The 20,132-nt window shown below is 65.8% G+C and carries 17 protein-coding genes and 1 pseudogene; 13 read left to right on the top strand and 5 right to left on the bottom strand.

The genetic code is table 11. The annotated features are described in order from the left end of the window. A pseudogene (locus WAZ62_RS00425) lies at positions 1-189 on the top strand (deacylase); the annotation flags it as partial. Between the two features lie 60 nt (positions 190-249). Here WAZ62_RS00425 and hisC read toward each other — a convergent pair. Beyond that, the gene (hisC, locus tag WAZ62_RS00420) at positions 250-1,356 is read right to left on the bottom strand and encodes a histidinol-phosphate transaminase (protein ID WP_422641556.1); all 1,107 of its coding nucleotides are present in this window, start codon (positions 1,354-1,356) and stop codon (positions 250-252) included. A 250-nt stretch (positions 1,357-1,606) separates the two neighbouring features. On the opposite strand from hisC, the gene WAZ62_RS00415 reads away from it, so the two are divergent. The 6 genes from WAZ62_RS00415 (at position 1,607) to WAZ62_RS00390 (ending at position 9,833) form a co-directional block, all read left to right on the top strand. Continuing rightward, positions 1,607-2,983: an FAD-binding oxidoreductase gene (locus WAZ62_RS00415; RefSeq protein WP_422641555.1), complete on the top strand. Its 1,377-nt coding sequence runs from the start codon at positions 1,607-1,609 to the stop codon at positions 2,981-2,983. Continuing rightward, positions 2,980-3,972, top strand: a complete 993-nt coding sequence (locus WAZ62_RS00410; protein WP_422641554.1) for an ABC transporter permease — start codon at positions 2,980-2,982, stop codon at positions 3,970-3,972. The genes WAZ62_RS00415 and WAZ62_RS00410 overlap by 4 nt, the downstream gene beginning before the upstream one ends. Before the next feature lie 12 nt (positions 3,973-3,984). Continuing rightward, entirely contained in the window at positions 3,985-4,812 is an 828-nt protein-coding gene (locus WAZ62_RS00405; protein ID WP_422641553.1) for an ABC transporter permease, read from the top strand. Then, positions 4,809-6,434 (top strand): ABC transporter ATP-binding protein, encoded by a 1,626-nt coding sequence (locus WAZ62_RS00400; RefSeq protein WP_422641552.1) that lies wholly within the window; start codon positions 4,809-4,811, stop codon positions 6,432-6,434. Before WAZ62_RS00405 ends, WAZ62_RS00400 begins: the two co-directional genes overlap by 4 nt. Before the next feature lie 265 nt (positions 6,435-6,699). Next, entirely contained in the window at positions 6,700-8,448 is a 1,749-nt protein-coding gene (locus WAZ62_RS00395) for a DUF1302 domain-containing protein (RefSeq protein WP_422641551.1), read from the top strand. 26 nt (positions 8,449-8,474) lie between these two features. Continuing rightward, positions 8,475-9,833, top strand: coding sequence for a DUF1329 domain-containing protein (locus tag WAZ62_RS00390; RefSeq protein ID WP_422641550.1), 1,359 nt, complete (start codon positions 8,475-8,477; stop codon positions 9,831-9,833). A gap of 72 nt (positions 9,834-9,905) precedes the next feature. On the opposite strand, the gene WAZ62_RS00385 is transcribed toward WAZ62_RS00390, so the two are convergent. Further along, complete coding sequence (locus WAZ62_RS00385) at positions 9,906-10,715, bottom strand: phytanoyl-CoA dioxygenase family protein (protein ID WP_422641549.1); 810 nt, start codon at positions 10,713-10,715, stop codon at positions 9,906-9,908. Positions 10,716-10,811: 96 nt separating this feature from the next. Here WAZ62_RS00385 and WAZ62_RS00380 point away from each other — a divergent pair, with 96 nt between their 5' ends. After that, on the top strand, positions 10,812-11,549 hold the full coding sequence (locus tag WAZ62_RS00380) for a UTRA domain-containing protein (protein ID WP_422641548.1): 738 nt from the start codon (positions 10,812-10,814) through the stop codon (positions 11,547-11,549). 74 nt (positions 11,550-11,623) lie between these two features. Here the strand turns inward: WAZ62_RS00380 and WAZ62_RS00375 are convergent, their stop codons facing one another. The 3 genes from WAZ62_RS00375 to WAZ62_RS00365 form a co-directional block, all read right to left on the bottom strand. Beyond that, positions 11,624-12,775: a Rieske 2Fe-2S domain-containing protein gene (locus tag WAZ62_RS00375; protein ID WP_422641547.1), complete on the bottom strand. Its 1,152-nt coding sequence runs from the start codon at positions 12,773-12,775 to the stop codon at positions 11,624-11,626. 260 nt (positions 12,776-13,035) lie between these two features. Next, positions 13,036-14,049 carry a spirocyclase AveC family protein gene (locus WAZ62_RS00370; protein WP_422641546.1) on the bottom strand — a complete coding sequence of 338 codons (1,014 nt, stop codon included), beginning with the start codon at positions 14,047-14,049 and terminating at the stop codon, positions 13,036-13,038. Beyond that, on the bottom strand, positions 14,049-14,906 hold the full coding sequence (locus WAZ62_RS00365; protein ID WP_422641545.1) for an SDR family NAD(P)-dependent oxidoreductase: 858 nt from the start codon (positions 14,904-14,906) through the stop codon (positions 14,049-14,051). The genes WAZ62_RS00370 and WAZ62_RS00365 overlap by 1 nt, the downstream gene beginning before the upstream one ends. A 90-nt stretch (positions 14,907-14,996) precedes the next feature. Between WAZ62_RS00365 and WAZ62_RS00360 the strand changes: the two genes are divergently transcribed. The 5 genes from WAZ62_RS00360 to WAZ62_RS00340 all read left to right on the top strand — a co-directional run bounded on the left by WAZ62_RS00360 (position 14,997) and on the right by WAZ62_RS00340 (position 19,990). Next, the gene (locus WAZ62_RS00360; protein WP_422641544.1) at positions 14,997-15,932 is read left to right on the top strand and encodes an alpha/beta fold hydrolase; all 936 of its coding nucleotides are present in this window, start codon (positions 14,997-14,999) and stop codon (positions 15,930-15,932) included. 29 nt (positions 15,933-15,961) lie between these two features. After that, positions 15,962-16,450: a nuclear transport factor 2 family protein gene (locus WAZ62_RS00355; RefSeq protein WP_422641543.1), complete on the top strand. Its 489-nt coding sequence runs from the start codon at positions 15,962-15,964 to the stop codon at positions 16,448-16,450. Positions 16,451-16,559: 109 nt separating this feature from the next. Continuing rightward, positions 16,560-18,332: an FAD-dependent oxidoreductase gene (locus WAZ62_RS00350; RefSeq protein ID WP_422641542.1), complete on the top strand. Its 1,773-nt coding sequence runs from the start codon at positions 16,560-16,562 to the stop codon at positions 18,330-18,332. Positions 18,333-18,363: 31 nt separating this feature from the next. Next, positions 18,364-19,125 carry an SDR family NAD(P)-dependent oxidoreductase gene (locus WAZ62_RS00345; protein WP_422641541.1) on the top strand — a complete coding sequence of 254 codons (762 nt, stop codon included), beginning with the start codon at positions 18,364-18,366 and terminating at the stop codon, positions 19,123-19,125. Between the two features lie 100 nt (positions 19,126-19,225). Beyond that, on the top strand, positions 19,226-19,990 hold the full coding sequence (locus tag WAZ62_RS00340; protein WP_422641540.1) for an SDR family oxidoreductase: 765 nt from the start codon (positions 19,226-19,228) through the stop codon (positions 19,988-19,990). The last annotated feature ends 142 nt before the right edge of the window (positions 19,991-20,132 follow it).

The following is a 20,132-nucleotide window of genomic DNA, read 5'->3' as shown; positions in this document are numbered from 1 at the left end:
GCCTTCGAGCTCGGCGCGACCGTCGAGGCCGATCAGGTCGCCGGCTGGCTGCATGATGTGGACGAGCCCCTGCGTCCGCCGCTGGAACTTCGCTTCCAGGCGGCGGGCATCGTCGTCAACCGCTACCGCCCGGCGCTTGTGCCGGCGGGGGCGGTACTGGCCACCGTCGCCGCGCCCGTCAGCCTGTAGGGCGTCGCCCCGGCGAAGGCCGGGGCCGCGTGCACGCAGGGGCGCCGGCATCGCCGGGCCTCAGGCGAGCGCGGCGTCGAGCGCGGTCAGGAATAGCTCGTTCTCCGAGCGGGTGCCGATCGAGACGCGGACGAAGCTGGTGTAACCGGCTTCGAGCCAGGGCTTGATCAGCACGCCCTTCTCGCGCAGCGCCGCCGTGACCGCCTTGCTGTCCTTTTTCACGTCGAAGAACAGGGAGTTGCCCTCACTCGGCGCGACCTTCAGCCCGCGTTTCATCAGGGCGGCGCGGAGTTCCCCGCGCAACCCCCTGATGGCGCCGGTCACCATGCCGAGGTGCTGGGTGTCGGCGAAAGCCGCCTCCGCCGCCGCCAGCGCCGCCGCGTTGACCGCGAAGGGCGAGCGCACCTTGTAGAGATTGCGGATGAAATCCGCGTCCCGCGCGATGGCATAGCCAAGACGAAGGCCGGCGAGGCCGTAAGCCTTGGAAAAGGTGCGCAGCACGACCCACGGACCTTCGTGCCGGGCCAGCCGGGCGAGGACATCGACACGCGCCTCGGGCGAGATGAACTCGACATAGGCTTCATCGAAAATGACCAGGGTTTCCGGCCCGCAGGCGGCAAGCACCCGGTCGACATCCTCGGCCGTCATGACGACGCCGACGGGATTGGACGGGCTGGCCAGGATCAGGACCCGGGGGCGATCCGCCAACGCCCGCTCGATGGCGGCGACGGGGAAACGCCAGCCCTCCTCGAAGGGCAGCAGCAGGGCGCGGGCGCCCAGCACCTCGGCCCAGATCTGGTGCAGGCCGAAGCTGGGCACGGTGGTCACCGCGACCTCGCCCGGGCGCATGCACATGCGATAGATGATGCCGATCAGGTCTTCCGAGCCGTCGCCGAAGGCGAGACGGTCGGGCTCCACGCCCAGCGCCCCGGATATCAGGGCGCGCAGGGCGGTTTCATTCCGGTCTGGATAGCGGTACAGGGTGCTGGCCGCCGCCTTCACCGCCTCGATCGCCTTCGGCGACGGGCCGAAGGGATTCTCGTTGCTGTCCAGCTTCACGATCCGGGCGAGGCCGAGCTGGCGGCGCAGATTTTCGGGGTGCAGGCCGGCATTATAGGCCGGCAGCGATGCGACCTCGTCGCGGATCAAGGGCTTGACTGAATCCATGGCAGGCGGTCCTTCAGGCTACGCAATTCGTGACCATTGTACGGACAATAAACCGGCTGTCGATGGCATCTTGTGGCCAATGTAGCGGCCATGTTCGGGCAAGGCGCATATTTATGTATTTACAATTCGAAATGTCTGATCGAAGATTTTGCCCAGGCAGCAGGATTGAACCTGCCGGGCGGCGGGTGCGAAGATCGCCCCGGGCCGCCGTTCCGGCGGTCGCAGGTTTCGTGGGGTTCGAACGGTCACGATGACGAACGACAGGCAATTGGCGATCGCGGCGCTTGCGGCGCGGTTCGGGGATCGGCTCAGCACCGCTTCGGCGATCCGGGATCAGCATGGCCATGGCGAATCATGGCATCCGACCGCGCTGCCCGATGCCGTCTTCTTCGCGGAGAACGAGGCCGAAGTGTCGGAGGCGGTTCGTATCTGCGCCGACCATCGCCTGCCCATCGTGCCCTTCGGCGCCGGCACCTCGGTCGAGGGGCAGGTCCAGGCCATGCAGGGCGGCCTCTCCATCGATCTCTCGGCCATGAAGCGGATCATCGCCGTTCGCCCGGACGACATGGATTGCACGGTCGAGCCCGGGGTGACGCGGGTCGAGCTGAACGAGCATATCCGCGACCAGGGCCTGTTCTTCCCGGTCGATCCCGCGGGGGAAGCGACCTTCGGCGGCATGGCCGCCACCCGGGCCTCCGGCACCAACGCCGTTCGTTATGGCACGATGAAGGACATGGTGCTGTCGCTGCGCGCCGTGCTGCCCGATGGTACCATCCTGCGCAGCGGCCAGCGGGCCAAGAAATCCTCGGCCGGCTATGACCTCACCCGTCTCTTCATCGGCTCGGAAGGCACGCTCGGCATCATCACCGAGCTGAACCTGAAGCTGGCCGGCATTCCCGAACAGGTCTCGGCCGCGACCTGTTCCTTCCCCGACATGGAAAGCGCCGTGCGCACCGTGGTAGAGGTGCTTCAGTGCGGCATCAACATGTCCCGCATCGAAGTCGCCGATGAAGTGCAGCTGAAGGCGATCAACCTCTACTGCAAGACGAATTTCCCCGAACAGCCGATGCTGTTCCTCGAATTCGCCGGCAACGCCAAGGGTGTCGCGGCCGAGATCGAGATCGTGCGCGACCTCGCGCAGGGCAATGGCGGCAGCGATTTCCGCTGGGCCGCCAACGAGGAGGAGCGCCGCGCCCTCTGGCACGCGCGCTACATGGCCGTCGCCTCGTCGAAACTGTTGAAGCCCGGCGCGCGCGGCATGTCGACCGATGTCTGCGTGCCGATTTCCCGCCTCGTCGAATGTATCGCCGAAACCAAGGCCGACCTCGCGCGATGTTCGCTGCCGGCGCCGCTGGTCGGGCATGTCGGCGACGGCAATTTCCATCTCTACATCCTGTTCGATCCCGACGATCCGACGGAGACGGCCGAGGCGATGCGAATTTCCGAGGATCTGGCCGCCCGCGCCATCGCCATGGAAGGCACCTGCACGGGCGAGCACGGCGTCGGCCTCGGAAAGCGGAAATTCATGGTCGAGGAGCTGGGCGATCCCGCCGTCGCCGCGATGCGTGCGATCAAGGCGGCGATCGATCCGCATAATCTGATGAACCCCGGGAAAATGCTGCCGTGAGCGAGCGGATCGAAGGCGCGGCGCGGGCCGGCGTCCACCCCGTCGTCGCCATGGTGGCGCGGCGCCTCGCCATCGGCTTCGTGACCCTGTTCATGGTCTCGCTGATCATCTTTTTCGGGGTCGAGTTGTTGCCGGGCGATTTCGCCGCCGCCGTCCTCGGCAAATCCGGCACGCCGGAAACCGTGGCCGCGCTGCGCGGCCGCCTCGGTCTCGACCTGCCGGCCCATATCCGTTACCTGCACTGGCTGGGCGGGATGCTGCAGGGCGACCTCGGCACCTCGCTGTCGGGCGACATCCGCATCGCCGACGTGCTGGGCGGGCGCCTGTTCAACACCTTCTTCCTCGCCGCCTATGCCGCCGTGATCGCGGTGCCGCTGGCGGTCAGCCTCGGCATTGTCGCCGCGCTCTATCGCAACAGCGTGCTCGACCGGGCGATCAACATCTCGACCCTGGGCGCGATTTCCTTCCCGGAATTCTTCGTCGCCTATGTCCTGGTGCTCGTCTTCGCGATCCAACTGGGCTGGTTTCCCAGTTTCTCGCAGGTCTCGCTGGATACGCCGCTGGGCGAGCGGCTCTATGTCTGCCTGCTGCCGGCGGTGACCCTGACCATGGTGACGACGGCGCATATGATGCGGATGACGCGGGCGGCGATCATCAACGTGCTCTCGACGCCCTATATCGAGATGGCGCGCCTGAAGGGCATCGCGCCCTGGCGCGTCATCGTCCAGCACGCGCTGCCCAATGCGCTGGCGCCGATCATCAATGTGATCGCGGTGAATATCGCCTATCTCATCGTCGGCGTCGTTCTCGTCGAGGTGGTTTTCGTCTATCCGGGCCTTGGCCAGCTGCTGGTCGATTCCGTCTCCAAGCGGGACCTGCCGGTCGTCCAGGTGGCGAGCATGATCTTCGCCGCGACCTATATTCTCCTGAACCTGCTCGCGGATGTGCTGTCGATCGTCAGCAACCCGCGCCTTCTCCATCCGCGCTGAGGGGGACGCATCATGACACGCGCCCTTCGCCGCATCGCCCAGATCCCGCCCACCGCCCTTATCGGCATGGCGGTGGTCTTCACCTATGCCTTCGTCGCCCTGTTCGCCCATTGGATCGCGCCCTTTGGCGAGTCCCAGGTGGTCAGCAGCCAGTATGATCCCTGGGGCGGGGCCTTCCTTCTCGGCACTGACAATATCGGCCGCGACATGTTCAGCCGGCTGATCTATGGCGCGCGCAACACGATCGGTATCGCCCTGCTGATCACCGCCCTGTCCTTCACCGTCGGCGGCCTCCTCGGCATGTTCGCCGCCGTGCGGGGCGGCTGGGTCGATACCGCGCTGTCGTGGCTCGTCGATATCCTGATGGCGATCCCGCAGCTCATTTATGCCCTGCTGCTGCTGACCATCTTCGGCACCTCGGTGCCGGTGCTGGTCGCCGTCGTCGCCCTCCTCGATTCGACGCGGGTGTTCCGGCTGGCGCGCTCGGTCGCGATGAATGTCGTCGTGCTCGATTTCGTCGAGGCAGCCCGGCTCCGGGGCGAGGGCCTGTGGTGGATCGTCCGGCGCGAGGTGCTGCCCAATGTGCTGCCGCCCCTGATCGCCGAATTCGGCGTCCGCTTCTGCTTCGTCTTCCTGTTCATTTCGGCCCTGTCCTTCCTCGGCATCGGCATCCAGCCGCCGCTGGCCGACTGGGGCTCCATGGTCAGGGACAATGCGACGCTGATCACCTTCGGCGACATCACGCCGGTGCTGCCCGGCCTTGCCATCGCCATCCTGACCGTGGCGGTCAATTTCATCGTCGACTGGGTACTGGCAAAGGCGAGCGGGGCACGGGCATGATGGACGACAGCAGGGCCCGGGGCGGTCTCCTCCTCGAAATCCGCGGGCTGAAGATCGAGGCGCGCACCAGCGAGGGGGCCTGGAATGAAATCGTCCATGGCGTCGATCTCGATCTGCACCGGGGCGAGATTCTCGGCCTGATCGGCGAATCCGGCGCGGGCAAATCCACCATCGGCCTCGCCGCCATGGGCTTCGCCCGCGAGGGCTGCCGGATCGCCGGCGGCAGCATCCGCTTCGATGGCACCGATCTCGCGACCGCGTCCGAGGCGGTGAAGCGGCACCTGCGCGGCGCCCGCATCGCCTATGTCGCGCAAAGCGCCGCCGCCGCCTTCAACCCGGCTCACCGCCTGATCGATCAATATGCCGAAGGCCCTATCCGCCATGGCGTGAAGTCGAAGGCGGAGGCTTACGCCGATGCCAAGGCGCTCTACGCAAGGATGCAGCTGCCGACGCCGAACGAGATCGGCTTTCGCTATCCGCATCAGGTCTCGGGCGGGCAGTTGCAGCGCGCGATGACCGCCATGGCCATGGCCTGCCGGCCCGACCTGATCATCTTCGACGAGCCGACGACCGCGCTCGACGTCACCACCCAGATCGAGGTTCTCGCCTCGATCAAGGATATCGTCCGCCAGTTCCAGACGGCGGCGATCTATATCACCCACGACCTCGCCGTGGTCGCCCAGATGGCCGACCGCATCAAGGTCCTGCAATATGGCCGCGAGGTCGAGGAAGCCCCGGCGGCGACCATGATGGCCTCCCCGCGCGAGGAATATACTCGGTCGCTCTGGGCCGTGCGGCACATGGAAAAGCCGCTGGCGCCGCCGCCGGCTCTCGATCCCGTGCTGTCGGTGCGGCATGTCACCGCCGCCTATGGCCAGGGCGTGACCGTGCTCGACGATGTCAGCGTCGACCTGCACCGGGGCCGCACCGTCGCCGTGGTCGGCGAATCCGGGTCCGGCAAATCGACCCTGGCCCGGGTCATCGCCGGCCTGTTGCCGCCTGGGCAAGGCCATGTGCTGATCGACGGCGGGCCGCTGTCGCCCACCCTCGCCGGACGCACGCGCGAGGATCGCCAGCGCATCCAGATGATTTATCAGATGGCGGACACGGCGCTTAATCCCCGCCAGAAGATCCGCGACATCATCGGCCGACCGATGCAGTTCTATCTCGGACTCGACCGCGCCGCCGTCACCGCGAAGGTCGGCGAGATGCTGGAGATGATCGAACTGCCCAAGGCCTTCGCCGATCGCTATCCGGGCGAATTGTCCGGCGGCCAGAAGCAGCGTATTGGCATCGCGAGGGCGCTGGCGGCGGAGCCGGAGGTCGTGATCTGCGACGAGGTGACCTCCGCCCTCGACCAGCTGGTCGCCGAAGGTATCCTCAAGCTCCTGATGCGCCTGCAGGCCGAGATGAAGCTGTCCTATCTCTTCATCACCCACGAGCTGGCGACGGTGAAGGCAATCGCCGACGATGTCGTCGTCATGCGCCACGGCAAGGTGGTCGACAGCGGGACCAAGGCCGATGTCCTGTTCCCGCCGCGCAAGGACTACACCAGGACCCTGCTGAATTCCGTGCCCGAGATGGACACCCGCTGGCTCGACAGGCTGCTGGCGGCGCGCTGACCAACCTCATTCCGCGCTCTCCGCCTGAAGGGCGGAGAGGCAGCCCTTGCCGTCCCTTCCGGGCGTCGAATATCCATTTTTGAGAATCATTCGCAAAAAAAATGAATTGCATTCATTTTGTATTGCTTCACAGTTTTTGACGCCGCATCGTCCGATTGGACGACGGCACTGCTTCGACAGGGGTTCGCAGGACAAAACACGAGCGGGCAAAACCCGCGGCATCAGGGGCAAGGGAACCTATAGAGTTCCCGCAGGGAGGGATCCAATGAAGAACCGTGCCATAATGGCGGCGGCACTGACCGGTATTGCCTTGAGCCAGGCCGGCGGTGCGAAAGCCGAGGTGTTCAACGTGGGAGACGTGGACATCTCGATCTCGGCGGTGCTCAGCGCGGGCGTGCTGGTCCGGACCGACGAGCCGGACAAGGAATTCATCGCGGCGGGCAATCTGCCGGGTGGCACCGCGTCCTCCAGCGCCTTCGACGATGCGTCACTCAATTTCGGTGATGGCGACGTGGTCTCGAGCCCCTTCAAGGCCCTGACCGAGATCAAGTTTCGCTACGGCGATTTCGGCGCCAATTTCAGCGGCAAGGCCTGGTACGACCACGAGCTCGCCCAGGGAGACCGGGCGCACGGCAATATCGTGAACCACAACCAGCCAGGGGTTTCGCTGGACGACAGCGGCTTCGAAACCCTGGCCAAGGTCAAGGGCATCGCCCTGCTCGATGCCTATGTCTACGGCACCTTCGATATCGGCCAACACCCGCTCGATCTTCGTGTCGGCCGCCAGGTCGTCAGCTGGGGCGAGGCCACCTTCATCGGCGGCGGCATCAATTCGATCAACCCGATCGACGTCTCCGCCTTTCGCCGTCCGGGCGCCGAAATCAAGGAAGGCCTGATGCCGGTCGGCATGGCTTATGGCAATTTCGGGATCACGCAGGATCTCAGCCTCGAGGCATTCTACCAGCTCGAATGGCGGCCCACGGTCGTTGACGGCTGCGGCACCTTTTTCTCGACCATCGATGGTGTCGCCAAGGGTTGCAACGGCCTGACCATCAGCGCCGCCCAGGCGGATGCCACGACCAGTATGATCCTGGGGCGGGGCGACGACATCGAACCTGACGATGGCGGTCAGTACGGCGCCTCGCTCCGCTACTACAGCCGCGATCTCGATGTCGAGTTCGGCGCCTATTACATGAACTATCACAGCCGCACGCCCTATATCAGCGTGGTCAAGCATACGGCGACGAATGGCGGGCCCTACATCCCCGGCGCCAGCGGCAATTTCGGCTATCGGATCGACTACCCGGAGGATATCCAGCTCTTCGGCCTCAGCTTCGCGACGGCCATCGATGGCGTGTCGGTCTATGGCGAGGTCAGCCACCGGCCCGAGGCCCCGGTCTCGCTCAACGCCAATGATTTGCTGGTCGCCTTCCTGACGGGAGGGGCGTCGCCGTCTTCGCCGCTGTCGCCCGATGCCCTCGCCCTGCCTTTCGGCGCGCTCTTCAAAGGTTACGACGAGGCCCAGCAAACCCGGGTGCAGGCCAGTTTCCTCAAGGTCCTGCCGCCGATGCTCGGCGCTGGCGGTGTTTCGCTGGTCGGCGAGGTCGGCGCGGAATTTCTCAGCGGTCTGAATGACGGCCGTCGTTACGGCCGGCCGACGGTTTTCGGCTCGGCGACCTACAACGGCATCTGCTCGGCGGCGGTGCCGAAGAAATGCGCCGACGAAGGGTTCGTCACCGATTTCTCCTGGGGCTATCGGGCGCGGGCGGTCTTCGACTATCCCAATCTCCTCCTGGGGGTGAACGCGAAGCCGTTCGTCGGGTGGTCGCATGATGTCAACGGTTACGCCAGTGACGGGACCTTCGCCGAAGGCCGGATCGCGGCGGCTGTCGGGGTCGACTTCGATTATCAGTCCTACAGCCTCGGCACGTCGTGGACGACCTTCTTCGGTGGCGATTACCACTACGGCAAGGACCGCGATTTCTTCGCTCTCAGCGCCAGTGTGCGCTTCTGATGTCGGCAAGAACGGGAGACAAAGCAGTGGCAAACAAGGCCCTTCGTTTCGTGGTCGCGGCCGCCTGCCTGTTGGCGGCGGCGCCGGCCCTGGCCCGCATCAGCGATCAGGAAGCCGCCCGGCTGGGCGCCGACCTCACACCCGTCGGCGCCATCAAGGCGGGAAACGCCGATGGCTCCATCCCGGCCTGGGACGGCGGGATCACGGCCATGTTGCCGGGCACGATCCCCGGCATCTCCGAGCCGAACCCCTATCCGGGAGACAAGCCGCTGTTCCGCATCAACGCGGCCAATCTCGCGCAATACCGCGACAGGCTGACGCCGGGCGCCGTCGCCATGCTGGAGCGGTATCCCGAAACCTATTACATGAATATCTACCCGACACGGCGCAGCGCCGCCCTGCCGGCCGAGGTCTATGCCCGGATCAAGGCGCAGGCGACCAGGGCGGAACTGGTCGATGATGGCAACGGCATCGACAATCTGGGCCTGTCCACCGTCCCGTTTCCCATGCCGCGCACGGGTCAGGAAGCGATCTGGAACCATCTGGTCCGTTATCGCGGCAACACGCTGAACCGGATCATGACCCAGAGCGTGGTACAGGGCGACGGCTCGTTCCTGCCGGTGGTGATCAACGATCTCTTCGCCTTCAAGTCATCGTTGCCGGACACGGCCGAGAACGCCAACAACCTGTTCTTCGCCATCCAGAACGTGCTGGCCCCGCAGAGGCTCGCCGGGACGGTGTTGCTGGTGGTCGACAAGATCAATGTCGTCAAGGAACCGCGCCAGTCCTGGGTCTACAACTCGGGGCAGCGCCGGGTGTTGCGCGCGCCGGAAGTCGCCTACGACAATCCCGGCACGGCGGCGGACGGTGCCCGCACGACCGACAATTACGACATGTTCAATGGCGCGATCGATCGCTATGACTGGAAACTGGTCGGCAGGAAGGAATTCTACGTTCCCTACAATGCCAACCTGCTCGACTCGCGTGGAAATACCTACAAGGACATCCTGAAGCCGGCGCACATGAACCCCGACTTGCTGCGCTTCGAGTTGCACCGGGTGTGGGTGGTCGAGGCCACGCTGAAGCCGGATCTGCGCCATGTCTATGCTCGCCGCGTGTTTTACCTCGACGAGGACAGCTGGTCGGCCTTGGCCGTCGATCACTACGACGGGCGCGGCGCCCTGTGGCGTGTCGCCGAAGGTCACCTGATGCAGTTCTCGCAGGACACGGTGCCGTTCTACACGACCGAAGTCCTCTATGATCTGCATGACGACCGGTATCTGACCCTTGGCCTCAACAACGAGGAAAAGTCGGACATCGATTTCACATGGCAACCCGAAGAGGGTTACTTCACCCCCAGCAACCTGCGTCGAATAGCGAAGTGACATGCCGGGGCCGGGCGGAGGAACTCTCCCGAGCCCGGCCCTTCGGGGCGGAGAACTATGGGACGAGCCGGGTCACGCCGCCAGATCCGGGAAATCCGGTCCGTCCAGCGCGTCGCCGGTCTTCAGGCTCAGATGCTTGAACGGGGGCGAGCCCCTGCCGCCGCGATCGATGAAATGGGCGCCGTCGCCAACCCAGCGCGCGGAAAAGACCCGGCGGCGGTTCTGTTTCGAGAGGTTGGCGGCGGCGCCATGCACCGTCGCGAAGTGGAAGCAGACGGCATCGCCCGGCTCGACCGCCCAGCCGCGGATATCATAATCGGTCCGGTGGCCGTCGATGTCGGGCATGGGCACGGCGGGATCACCGGTATAAAGCTCGGTGCCGTCGAAGCGCATCGGCTTGTAGCTGCGGCCCCAGCGGTGCGATCCCGCCACCATTTCCAGCGCGATTTCGCGCGGCACCGGATCGAGCGGGATCCACATGGACACGCTCTTCTCGCCGCTGACGCAGTAATAGGGCAGGTCCTGATGCCAGGGCGTGACGATCGAATTGCCGGGCTCCTTCACCAGGATATGATCGTGGAAGAAGCGCGCGGTCTTCGACTGCATCAGGGCGGCGGCGATCGCGCCGGCCCCCGAGTCTTCGACGAAGCGGCGGTATTGGGGGATACGCTGCCAGTTGCACAGGTCCTGGAAGAACGGCGCGCTGCCGTCCGCCGGCTGATACGACCGCTCGAGGGGGCTCGGCGCCGCCATCAGCGCCTTCGTGCCCTCCCGCAAGGGCTCGACCCAATCCTTGAACACGCCGCGCAGCACGATGGCGCCATCGCGGTCGAAAGTCTCGATCTGCTCGGCGTCTGGCAGGGGCAGGGGGAAATGTGCCACGATAGAGGCTCCTCGGGGTCGGTGGTGTTTTCTTGCGTCCGATCCCAACATGTATATACATGTCATGTCAAGTGAGCGTGACAAGGTTTCGAGGCGATGGACGATCCCCTGCCGCAGTATCAGCGCCTCAAGGCCTATGTCAGTGACGAGATCGCGGCCGGCCGCCTGCGTCCGGGCGACCGCATCCCGTCGGAGCTCGACCTGATCAAGCGTTTCGGCGTCTCGCGCATGACCGCCAACCGGGCCCTGCGCGAGCTGGAACAGGCAGGGGCGGTCACGCGGGTGCAGGGCGTCGGCTCCTTCGTCGCGGCGCGCAAGACCGAACAGGCGATGTTCGAGATCAACAATATCGCCGAGGCGGTCCGGGCCGGCGGCCAGGCCTATGGCTGCCGCGTGATCCATCTCGCCGCCGAGGCGGAACCGGACATGCTCGCCTTCATGGGGCTTGGCGCCGGCACGCGCTATGGCCGCGCCGTGCTGCTGCATCTCGCCGATGGCGTGCCGGTGCAGCACGAGGACCGCTGCGCCAATCTCGCCTTCGCGCCCCAATTTCTCGATCAGGATTTCACCTGTGTTACCCCTTACGACCACCTGATGGCGCTCGGCCCCCTGCAGGCGGCGGAACAGGTGTTCGAGGCGGCACTGCCGGGGCCGGAGCTGGCGCGGCTGCTGCAGGTGCCGGCACGCCTGCCCTGCATCGTGCTGCGGCGGCGCACCTGGTCCATGAACATGGTGGCCTCGGCCGCCCGCATCACCGCGCCCAGCAACCGCTATCGCTTCTCGGGCGTGACCGGCGCCGTGCCGCCGTTCGGCCTGGGCCTGCCGCGGCTGTAGCCAAAAAAAACGCCGCCCGGGAGGGGCGGCGAAGTTGGGGAGCTCTAGTACAGTTGCCCCGAGGGCAGGCGGGCCTATTCGGCGGCCTGCTGGGCGGCTTTGTTGGCGGCCTCGTCGGCCACCCACATCTCGTTGGACCTTGTCAGGTCCATTTCGACCTCGAACTTGTCGGTCATGTCGGGCGCGATGTCGGCGACATCGACATAGAACTGCTCGTACCAGCGGCGCAGCTGATAGACGGGGCCATCGGCCTCGCACAGCAGCGGGTTGTCGATGCGGCGCTTGCTCTTCCAGATCGCGACATCCTGGAAGAAACCGTCCCGGTTACCCGTCGCGTACATCTGGGCGATCTGCGCGTTCATCTCGTCGTCGAGGAAGGGCAGTTTCTTCACCATCAGGCCGACGTGCAGCGTGAAGCTGTCGTGATCGATCGGCACATGGCAGTTGATGAGATAGGCCTCGACCGTCATCCCGTTCACGACCGACGAGAGTTCGTCGATCATGTAGGACGGGCCGTAATAGGTGGCGACGGAATAAAGCTCGTCGATCACCACCTCGGCGCCGCCGAACGCCATGTTGTCGCCCGACACCTTCAGGTCGGCGCGGGGCTTGCCGCGCATTTCCTGACGGGCGACGTGCTTCTCGAAGGTGTTCTTGAAGTAGGTCGCGCGGGCGCCGTGCACGTAATAGAAATGGGCCATGTCGGCCACATTGTCGATCAGCTCGCGGCAGTTGATGTCGATCTTCACCGTCTCCCAGATCCACTCGGACCATTCGCCGGTGAAACATTCCTCGATGCGGGGAATGCGGACGGCGGGATCGGGCAGGCTACCCTCGACATCGTGCCAGATGAAGAGCTGCTTGTTCTCTTCCAGCGTCGGCCAGGACTTGATGCGGGCGCGCGGCGGGACGCGGCCGGCATAGGGAATGGCCTTGCACTTGCCGTCGCCGCCCCACTGCCAACCGTGGAACGGACAGGACAGATTGTCGCCCTTGATCGTGCCTTCGCCAAGGTCGGCGCCCATGTGCGGGCAATAGCCGTCGACGACATTCAGCTTGCCGGTGGAATCGGCGAAGACGGCGACGCGGGTGCCGAAGACATCGAGGGAATGGGCCTTGCCGTCCCGGAAACCATCGGCGATCCCGAGGCAGTGCCAGCCCCGGGCATAGCGCTGTGGCGGCCGGTCCGCCTGGATGACCCGGATGTCGTTCTCGACTGCTGCCATGTCGTCCTCCCACACAACATCGGATGGCCCCCTTGTTTCGGGGCGTTCATCACCTTGTGGCGGAGGTTAGGAACCCCCGCAACGATCATCATCACCTATATGGACTAGGACCACCAACCGATCGCCCGGAGGGCCTTCAGGGCGAGGTCTGCTACCCGCCGAAACGGCGGGTCCCCGCCATTTCCTGCCGAGGCGAGCCGGGTGGTGGCACGCCCGGAAACGGACTGTCTTCACGGGCAGTGCAATCCTCGGGCCGCGGATCAGAGGGGGGCGGGGGCGACACCCCGGCCGGGGATCGGCAGGTCGGGCGAAGGGCAGGCATAGCCGGTGCCGGGGCCGCAGATCCCGTTGCTGAAATAGCTGGGAAAATCCGTCGGCCAGGGATCGGAATAGAGCGAGACGAACATGAAGCCGAGGTAATAGGCGAGGATGGCCAGATTGGCCGCGCTGGCCATGGCGAGGCTGCGCAGGATGTTCCGGCCGAACACGCCGGTATTCACCCGCTCGATCCCGGCTTCGACGATCGTGCGGCCATTCTCGCCACGCCAGTAGAGCAGGCAGCCCAGGGCGACGGTGCCGATCGCCCACAGGAAGGCGCCATAGACCGGAAATTGCCAGCGCGTGCCGGGGAAGACCGAAAGCGCGTGGATCACGCCGCCATAGGCGAAGATCTCGCCCCGCACCATGGCGACTTCGGCCCCGGTCTGGGCGATGGTGATGAAGGCGATCGCGATCAGCACGAGATGAGGCCCGACCAGCCTTGGCCACCGGCGTTTCGCCCCCTTCATCACCCAGAAGGCGGTCAGCACCCAGATCGGCACCATGACGAAGTAAAGCGCGGACTGGAAGGTCAGGGGCTGGGCGTTGCGGCCGCCATTGGGGCTGAACCACCAGGGAATATGCTCGGCCCAGGTGCCCATGTTGGGATAATGGGTGTTGTAGAGCGCGACCGGCCGCACGAGGTTGACCGTCGCATCCTGCCACAGGCACAGACCGCAGCCGATCATCAAGATCTGGATCGTCGACAGCTCGCGGCCACGCAGGATGGTGGCGAGGACCCAGATGCCGCCGACGATGCCAAGGACGGGGAAGCTCGCCGCGAGGCCCCGCATGGTGATTTCGCCAAGCGGGGTCAGGGCATCGGGGCCGGGGGCGATGGGCCGGAAATCGTCCGACAGGATCCAGGCGCCGAAGACATAGGCCTGAAGCCCGAGGAAACCCAGCCCGAGCAGCGCCCACCACAGGATCGGGCGAGCCACGGCGCCGGCGACCATCACAGCGGCTTCTCGAACAGGGGCGCGCCGAAGAACTGGCGGAAGGAAATGGGCTGATGATCGCCCTCGTCCCTGATGCCGTAATGCAGGGCGAGTTCCGAAGTATAGAACGTCCCGCCCGACAGCCGCATGAGGTCCTTGTCGCGCCACAGCGCATCGATGATCATGCCGCCGAAGCCCGGGCTTTCCGCCCCGGCATAGCCGCCGATCCCCTCGAACATCTGGGGGAAATGCTCGAGGCCGAGCAGGGTGCGGTCCGTCTTGACGAGGCCGTGCCAGAACGACAGGGCGCAGATGTTGTGGGGCTGGAGATCGGGCGCCATGTCGGCGGCCAGCTTGTCCTGGCCGATCTTCGAGAGGCCGTAGGGCAGGGGGTGCAGATGCGCCCGCGCGCCGACCGACGACGTGTTCACGATCAGGCCGCGCCCGGCCTTGATCAGCAAAGGGATGCCATAGACGCAGGCGACATAGGATGAGCGCAGGCCGACATCGATCTGCTGCGTCCATTCGTCCAGATCGCGTTCCCAGAAATTGCCGGGCAGGGCGGAAAAATCCTGCATGGCGAAGGCATTGTTGACGAGAACGTCCAGCCTTCCCTGTTCCGCCAGCACCTGGTCGAAGACGGCCTTCGTCTGGGTATCGTCGAGGTGATCGCAGGCGACGGCGATGCCCTTGCCCCCGGCGGCGTCGATCGCCGCCGCCGTCTCATGGATGGTGCCCGGCCAGTTGCCGGTGGGGGCATCCTTGCTGCGTCCGGTGACATAGACGGTATCGCCCGCCGCGCCCAGCGCGATGGCGATGCCACGGCCAAGGCCACGGCTGGCCCCCGTGACGACGGAAACCCGACCCGATGCCATGCGCTATCCTCCCCCTGTCTTTGGGCGGGGATTCTGGGGCACAATCGCGCTTGCGCATCGTCCATACAAACTAGAATCGGGCGGAGAGAGATGGAAACGATCAGGGTGTCGGCCAATGGCCTCGATTTCGAGGTCGATCAGGCGGGCAGCGGCGAGAAATTCGCGCTGCTGCTGCATGGATTTCCCGAATCGAAATATTCCTGGCGGGCGCAGCTGCCGGTCTTCGCCGAACGGGGCTATACCGCCTGGGCGCCCAACCTGCGCGGCTATGGCCTGACCACGCGGCCGCAGGGGCGCAGCAACTACACGCTCGATCACCTCGCCGACGATGTCGCCGGGCTGATCGATGCCGCGAGGGCGCGGGGGATCACGGGGCCGGTCACCCTCGTCGCCCACGACTGGGGCGGTGCCATCGCCTGGGCCTTCGCCCTGCGCGGCCTGCGCCCGCTGGAAAAATTCATCATCCTGAACATGCCGCACCCGGTGCTGTTCTTTCAGGGCCTGCGGCGCTTCGCGCAGCTGCGCCGGTCCTGGTACATGTTCTTCTTCCAGATCCCCTGGTTGCCGGAATTCGCCCTGTCGCGGGACGGGGCCGCCGCCATTGGCCAGATCTTCGTCGGCCACGCCCGCAACAAGGGCAATTTCCCGCCCGACGTGCTGGCGGAATATCAGCGCAACGCCCTTCGCCCCGGCGCGCTGACCGGGATGCTGAACTACTACCGTGCCAATATCCGCCTGCCCCGGCCGGGCGGGACCAGAATGCCGCCGGTGCCGAAACTGACCGTGCCGACCCTGATGATCTGGGGCGAGGCGGATGCCGCCCTCGGCAAGGAATTGACCGTGGGGACCGAGGCCCTGGTGCCCGGCATCACCATCCGCTACCTGCCCGGCGTCTCCCATTGGGTGCAGCAGGATGCGCCGCAGACGGTGAACGCCATGATCGCAGCCTTCCTCGACGGCCGGCCCGTGCCGGAGGCGGCGGACCTCGTCCATACGGGCGAGGCGGACGCCCCGCCGCCCCGCTAATCTTCCCCCATAACAAGGGGAGGGTGGCCATGGCCGAGACGTTAGAGAGCCTTGCCGCGCGCATTGCCGCGCTCGAGGACAAGGCGGCTATTCACGAGTTGAAGCACAGCTATTTCCGGGGCTGCGACCGCAAGCAGCCGGATGTGGTGCGCAATTGCTTCCGCCCGGACGCGGTGATCGACGCCGCCTATATGGGCGTGCACGAAGGGCGGGAGTCCTTCGTCAACCTGTTCGAGATGGTCGGCTGCCGCGACACAATCCTCGACATGCATCACGCCCAGAACCCGGTGATCGTGCTCGACGGACCCGACCGCGCGCATGGCACCTGGGATCTCTATTTCCATCAGATCAACCTCGACACAAGTTCGGCCGCGCAGGTCTCGGGCTATTACGAGGACGAATACATCCGCGAAGACGGCCGCTGGTGGATCGCCCGCAGCACCTTCCGCGTCACCTCGACCCTGATGACCGAGGTGGGCGAGGGCGGCGCCCTGCGCAACACGCTGCTGGGGCGGTGAAAACGGGCGCCTAGTCCAACGGGACGATGCCGGGACAGGGCTCAGGGCAAGAATGGCGCCGACATCCCCGGGACAGGGGAGGACAAGACGTGGCGAGGGGGAAACGGGCATGACCCTGGGAACAGGCAGCGACAGCATCGCCGATGGCGCGGTCTTCGACGTCATCGTCGTCGGCAGTGGCGCGGGCGGGATGCTGGCGGCCAACCGGGCCCATGATCTCGGCCTCTCCGTCCTCCTCGTCGAGAAGAGCGATCGTTTCGGCGGCACCTCCGCCGTCTCGGGCGGGGCGATCTGGGTGCCCTGCAACGACGATCTCGGCGGCCTCGACGACCGGGCCAAGGCCCTGACCTATCTGCGCGCCTGCACCAGGGGCCAGGTCGCGGACGAGAAACTGGCCGCCTATGTCGACAACGCCATGCCCATGGTTCGCTACACCAAGGATCAGGTCGGCCTCGGCTTCAAGGCGGTGATGGAATATCCCGACTACTACCCGGACCGGGAAGGCGCCCTGCCGGGCGGCCGCACCATGGACCCGGACGCGGTCGACGGCAGCGAGTTGGGCGACGATTACTGGCGCCTGCGCGAGCCCTATGCCCTGATGCGCCTGTTCGGGCGGATCTCCCTGACCGTCAAGGAAGCCCGGGCGATCACGACCAAGAAGCCGGGCTGGCCGCTCGTCCTTCTCAAGCTGATCGGGGCCTATGCGACCGATCTTGGCTGGCGGATGAAGACGAAGCGCGACCGCCGCCTGTCGATGGGCAATGCGCTGGCGGGCGGTCTGCTGCGCGGGCTCGTCAGGCGCGGCGTGCCGCGGGTGATCAATGCAAGGCTGCAACGCCTGACCCGCGACGGCGAACGGGTGACCGGCGCCGTCATCTCCCGCGATGGCAAGGACATGACGATCACGGCCCGGCGGGGGGTCATCCTCGCCGCCGGTGGTTTCGAGCGCAGCGCGGAAATGCGTCAGGCCCATCTGCCGCAGCCGACCTCGGATACCTGGTCAGTTACGCCTTACCCCAACAACACGGGCGATGCCATCCGCGCCGGGCGGGAGATGGGCGCCGCGCTCGAGTTCATGGATCTCGCCTGGTGGGCGCCGACCATGCGCCTGCCGTCGCGCGACACGCCCAACACCGAATCCCGCGTCGGCATGTTCATGGAACGCGGCTGGCCGGGCAGCGTGATCGTCAATCCGGCGGGGCGCCGCTTCGTCAACGAGGCGATTTCCTACAATGATTTCGGCTATGCCATGATCACCGAGCACCAGAAGACCGGCGCCGGCCTGACCTGCTGGATGGTGTTCGACGCGACTTTCCGCAGGAATTACGTCGTCGGCGGCATCATGCCCGGCATGATGCAGCCCGACCGCAGCCTGCCACCCGAATGGTTCGACAGCGTGATCTATAGCGCCGGCTCCATCGCCGAACTCGCCGGCAAGATCGGCGTGCCGGCGCAAAGCCTGGCCGAGACCGTGGCCCAGATGAACACTTACGCCCGCACCGGCAAGGACACGGAATTCGGCCGGGGCGACAATGTCTATGACCGCTATTTCGGCGATCGCTTCGTGAAGCCGAACCCCTGCCTCGGCCCGATCGAAAAGGCGCCCTTTTATGCCATGCGCGTCGATCTCGGCGACATCGGCACCAAGGGCGGCATGAAGACCGACGCGCGGGCGCGTGTCCTCGACGAGGCGGGGGAGCCGATCGCCGGTCTCTACGCCATCGGCAACTGCTCGGCCTCGATCATGGCGGAATCCTATCCCGGCGCGGGCTCCACCCTCGGACCGGCCATGACCTTCGGCTTCATCGCCGTCAACGACATCGCGGCCGCGAGGACCAATCAGGACCAGGACCTGCCGCCGCAGCAAGCCGCCCGGGCCTGAAGGCCGGGCGGAGACAAGAAGGAAAGACGTAATGGGCCGCGTACAGGACAAGGTGGTGATGATCACGGGCGCCGGCAGCGGTGCCGGCCGGGCCGATGCCCTGCTGCTGGCTCGGGAAGGCGCGAAGATCATCGCGACCGACGCCAATTTCGAGACGGCGAAGGCGACGGCGGCGGAAATCGGCGGCGAGGCCATCGCTCTGCCGCTGAACATCACCAGGGAAGAGGACTGGGTCGCCGCCTTTGCCGCCGCGAAGGAAAAATTCGGCCATGTCGACGTGCTCGTCAACAATGCCGGCATCCTCATCCAGGCCTCGATCGAATACATGAGCATCGAGGATTGGCAGAAGACGCTAAACGTGAATGTCACCGGTTACTATCTCGGCTGCAAGCACGGCGTCCTCAACATGAAGGAAAAGGGCGGCAACATCATCAACATGGGATCGGTGACATCGCACCTCGGCAGTCCCAACTATTTCGCCTATGCCGCCGCGAAATCCGCCGTCGTCTCGCTCACCCGCAGCGTCAACGCCCACGCCAAGACCGGCGGCTACGCCATCCGCTGTAATGCGCTGTGTCCCGACGGCATCCTGACGCCGATGGTGCTGGCCCAGATGGGCCTGCCACCCGACGCCGATGTCGAGATGATCAAGCAGTCGCCCATGGGGCACCGTTTCTGCTACCCGGAAGACGTCGCCAATCTCGTGCTGTTCCTCGCTTCCGACGAGTCGAAATTCATTTCGGGCGCCGATATAGCGATCGACAACGGCAACTTCCGCTACTCGGAATTCTGAGGCTTCCGTCTCGTCGCCCCGGCGAAGGCCGGGGCCTTCAGACGAGGGGGCGTAACCGTCGACAGATCCCGGCCTTCGCCGGGATGACGAGGAACAGGGCATGGGCATCGACTATACGGGCAAGGTCGCGATCGTCACCGGCGGCACCAAGGGCACCGGCAAGGTGATCGCCGAAAGCCTGCTGGCGGCGGGCGCCCATGTCGTGATCTGCGGCCGTAACGCGCCCGATATCCCGGTCTCGGCGGCGGGGCGCGAGGCGGTGTTCGTTACCGCCGACGTGCGCGACCCGGAACAGGGCAAGCGCCTCGTCGATACAGCGGTCGAACTGTTCGGCCGGCTCGATCTCCTCGTCAACAATGCCGGCGGCTCGCCCAATGCCGATGCCGCGACATCCTCGCCCCGCTTCGCCGAGGCGATCCTCCGCCTCAACCTGCTCGGGCCGCTCTATCTCTCGCAAAGCGCCTGCCTCGTCATGCGCGGGCAGGAAACGGGCGGGGCGATCGTCAATATTGCGTCTGTGTCGGCGGCGCGGCCGTCGCCCGGCACGGCGGTCTATGGCGCGGCCAAGGCGGGGCTCGTCTCGCTCACCCGCTCCCTCGGCCAGGAATGGGCGCCTGCCGTGCGGGTGAACGCCATCGTCGCCGGCATGATCCGGACCGAGGCCGCGCTCGATCACTATGGCGGCGCCGAGGGCCTCGCCCGGATCGAGGCGGCGCTGCCGCAGGGGCGCATGGCGGCGCCCCGCGATATCGCCAACGCCGTCCTCTTCCTCGGCAGCGAGATGGCGGCCCATGTCACCGGCGCGGCCCTTGAAGTGCATGGCGGCGGCGAGCGTCCGCCCTTCCTCGAGCAGGGGCAGGGCTGATATCGGCCCTGCCGATCATTGTTCGCGAGGGTGAACGGAGAATTCGCCTTGGGCCACTTCCGGCTTTCGGGGGCGGGGCCTAGGGTTCAGGTCGGAGAAGCCGGGGCAGCCGGCGATAATGATAACCGGAGGAAGAGATGGA

The organism is Zavarzinia sp., assembly GCF_049306435.1.
GTDB lineage: Bacteria > Pseudomonadota > Alphaproteobacteria > Zavarziniales > Zavarziniaceae > Zavarzinia.
This window is presented reverse-complemented; position numbering and strand designations above follow the sequence as displayed.

What these genes read in the sequence shown, in the direction of transcription:
- hisC (WP_422641556.1), bottom strand. Translation starts at nt 1,356, where the DNA reads ATGGATTCAGTCAAGCCCTTGATCCGCGACGAGGTCGCATCGCTGCCG.
- WAZ62_RS00415 (WP_422641555.1), top strand. Translation starts at nt 1,607, where the DNA reads ATGACGAACGACAGGCAATTGGCGATCGCGGCGCTTGCGGCGCGGTTC.
- WAZ62_RS00405 (WP_422641553.1), top strand. Translation starts at nt 3,985, where the DNA reads ATGACACGCGCCCTTCGCCGCATCGCCCAGATCCCGCCCACCGCCCTT.
- WAZ62_RS00400 (WP_422641552.1), top strand. Translation starts at nt 4,809, where the DNA reads ATGATGGACGACAGCAGGGCCCGGGGCGGTCTCCTCCTCGAAATCCGC.
- WAZ62_RS00395 (WP_422641551.1), top strand. Translation starts at nt 6,700, where the DNA reads ATGAAGAACCGTGCCATAATGGCGGCGGCACTGACCGGTATTGCCTTG.
- WAZ62_RS00380 (WP_422641548.1), top strand. Translation starts at nt 10,812, where the DNA reads ATGGACGATCCCCTGCCGCAGTATCAGCGCCTCAAGGCCTATGTCAGT.
- WAZ62_RS00375 (WP_422641547.1), bottom strand. Translation starts at nt 12,775, where the DNA reads ATGGCAGCAGTCGAGAACGACATCCGGGTCATCCAGGCGGACCGGCCG.
- WAZ62_RS00370 (WP_422641546.1), bottom strand. Translation starts at nt 14,049, where the DNA reads ATGGTCGCCGGCGCCGTGGCTCGCCCGATCCTGTGGTGGGCGCTGCTC.
- WAZ62_RS00365 (WP_422641545.1), bottom strand. Translation starts at nt 14,906, where the DNA reads ATGGCATCGGGTCGGGTTTCCGTCGTCACGGGGGCCAGCCGTGGCCTT.
- WAZ62_RS00360 (WP_422641544.1), top strand. Translation starts at nt 14,997, where the DNA reads ATGGAAACGATCAGGGTGTCGGCCAATGGCCTCGATTTCGAGGTCGAT.
- WAZ62_RS00355 (WP_422641543.1), top strand. Translation starts at nt 15,962, where the DNA reads ATGGCCGAGACGTTAGAGAGCCTTGCCGCGCGCATTGCCGCGCTCGAG.
- WAZ62_RS00350 (WP_422641542.1), top strand. Translation starts at nt 16,560, where the DNA reads ATGACCCTGGGAACAGGCAGCGACAGCATCGCCGATGGCGCGGTCTTC.
- WAZ62_RS00345 (WP_422641541.1), top strand. Translation starts at nt 18,364, where the DNA reads ATGGGCCGCGTACAGGACAAGGTGGTGATGATCACGGGCGCCGGCAGC.
- WAZ62_RS00340 (WP_422641540.1), top strand. Translation starts at nt 19,226, where the DNA reads ATGGGCATCGACTATACGGGCAAGGTCGCGATCGTCACCGGCGGCACC.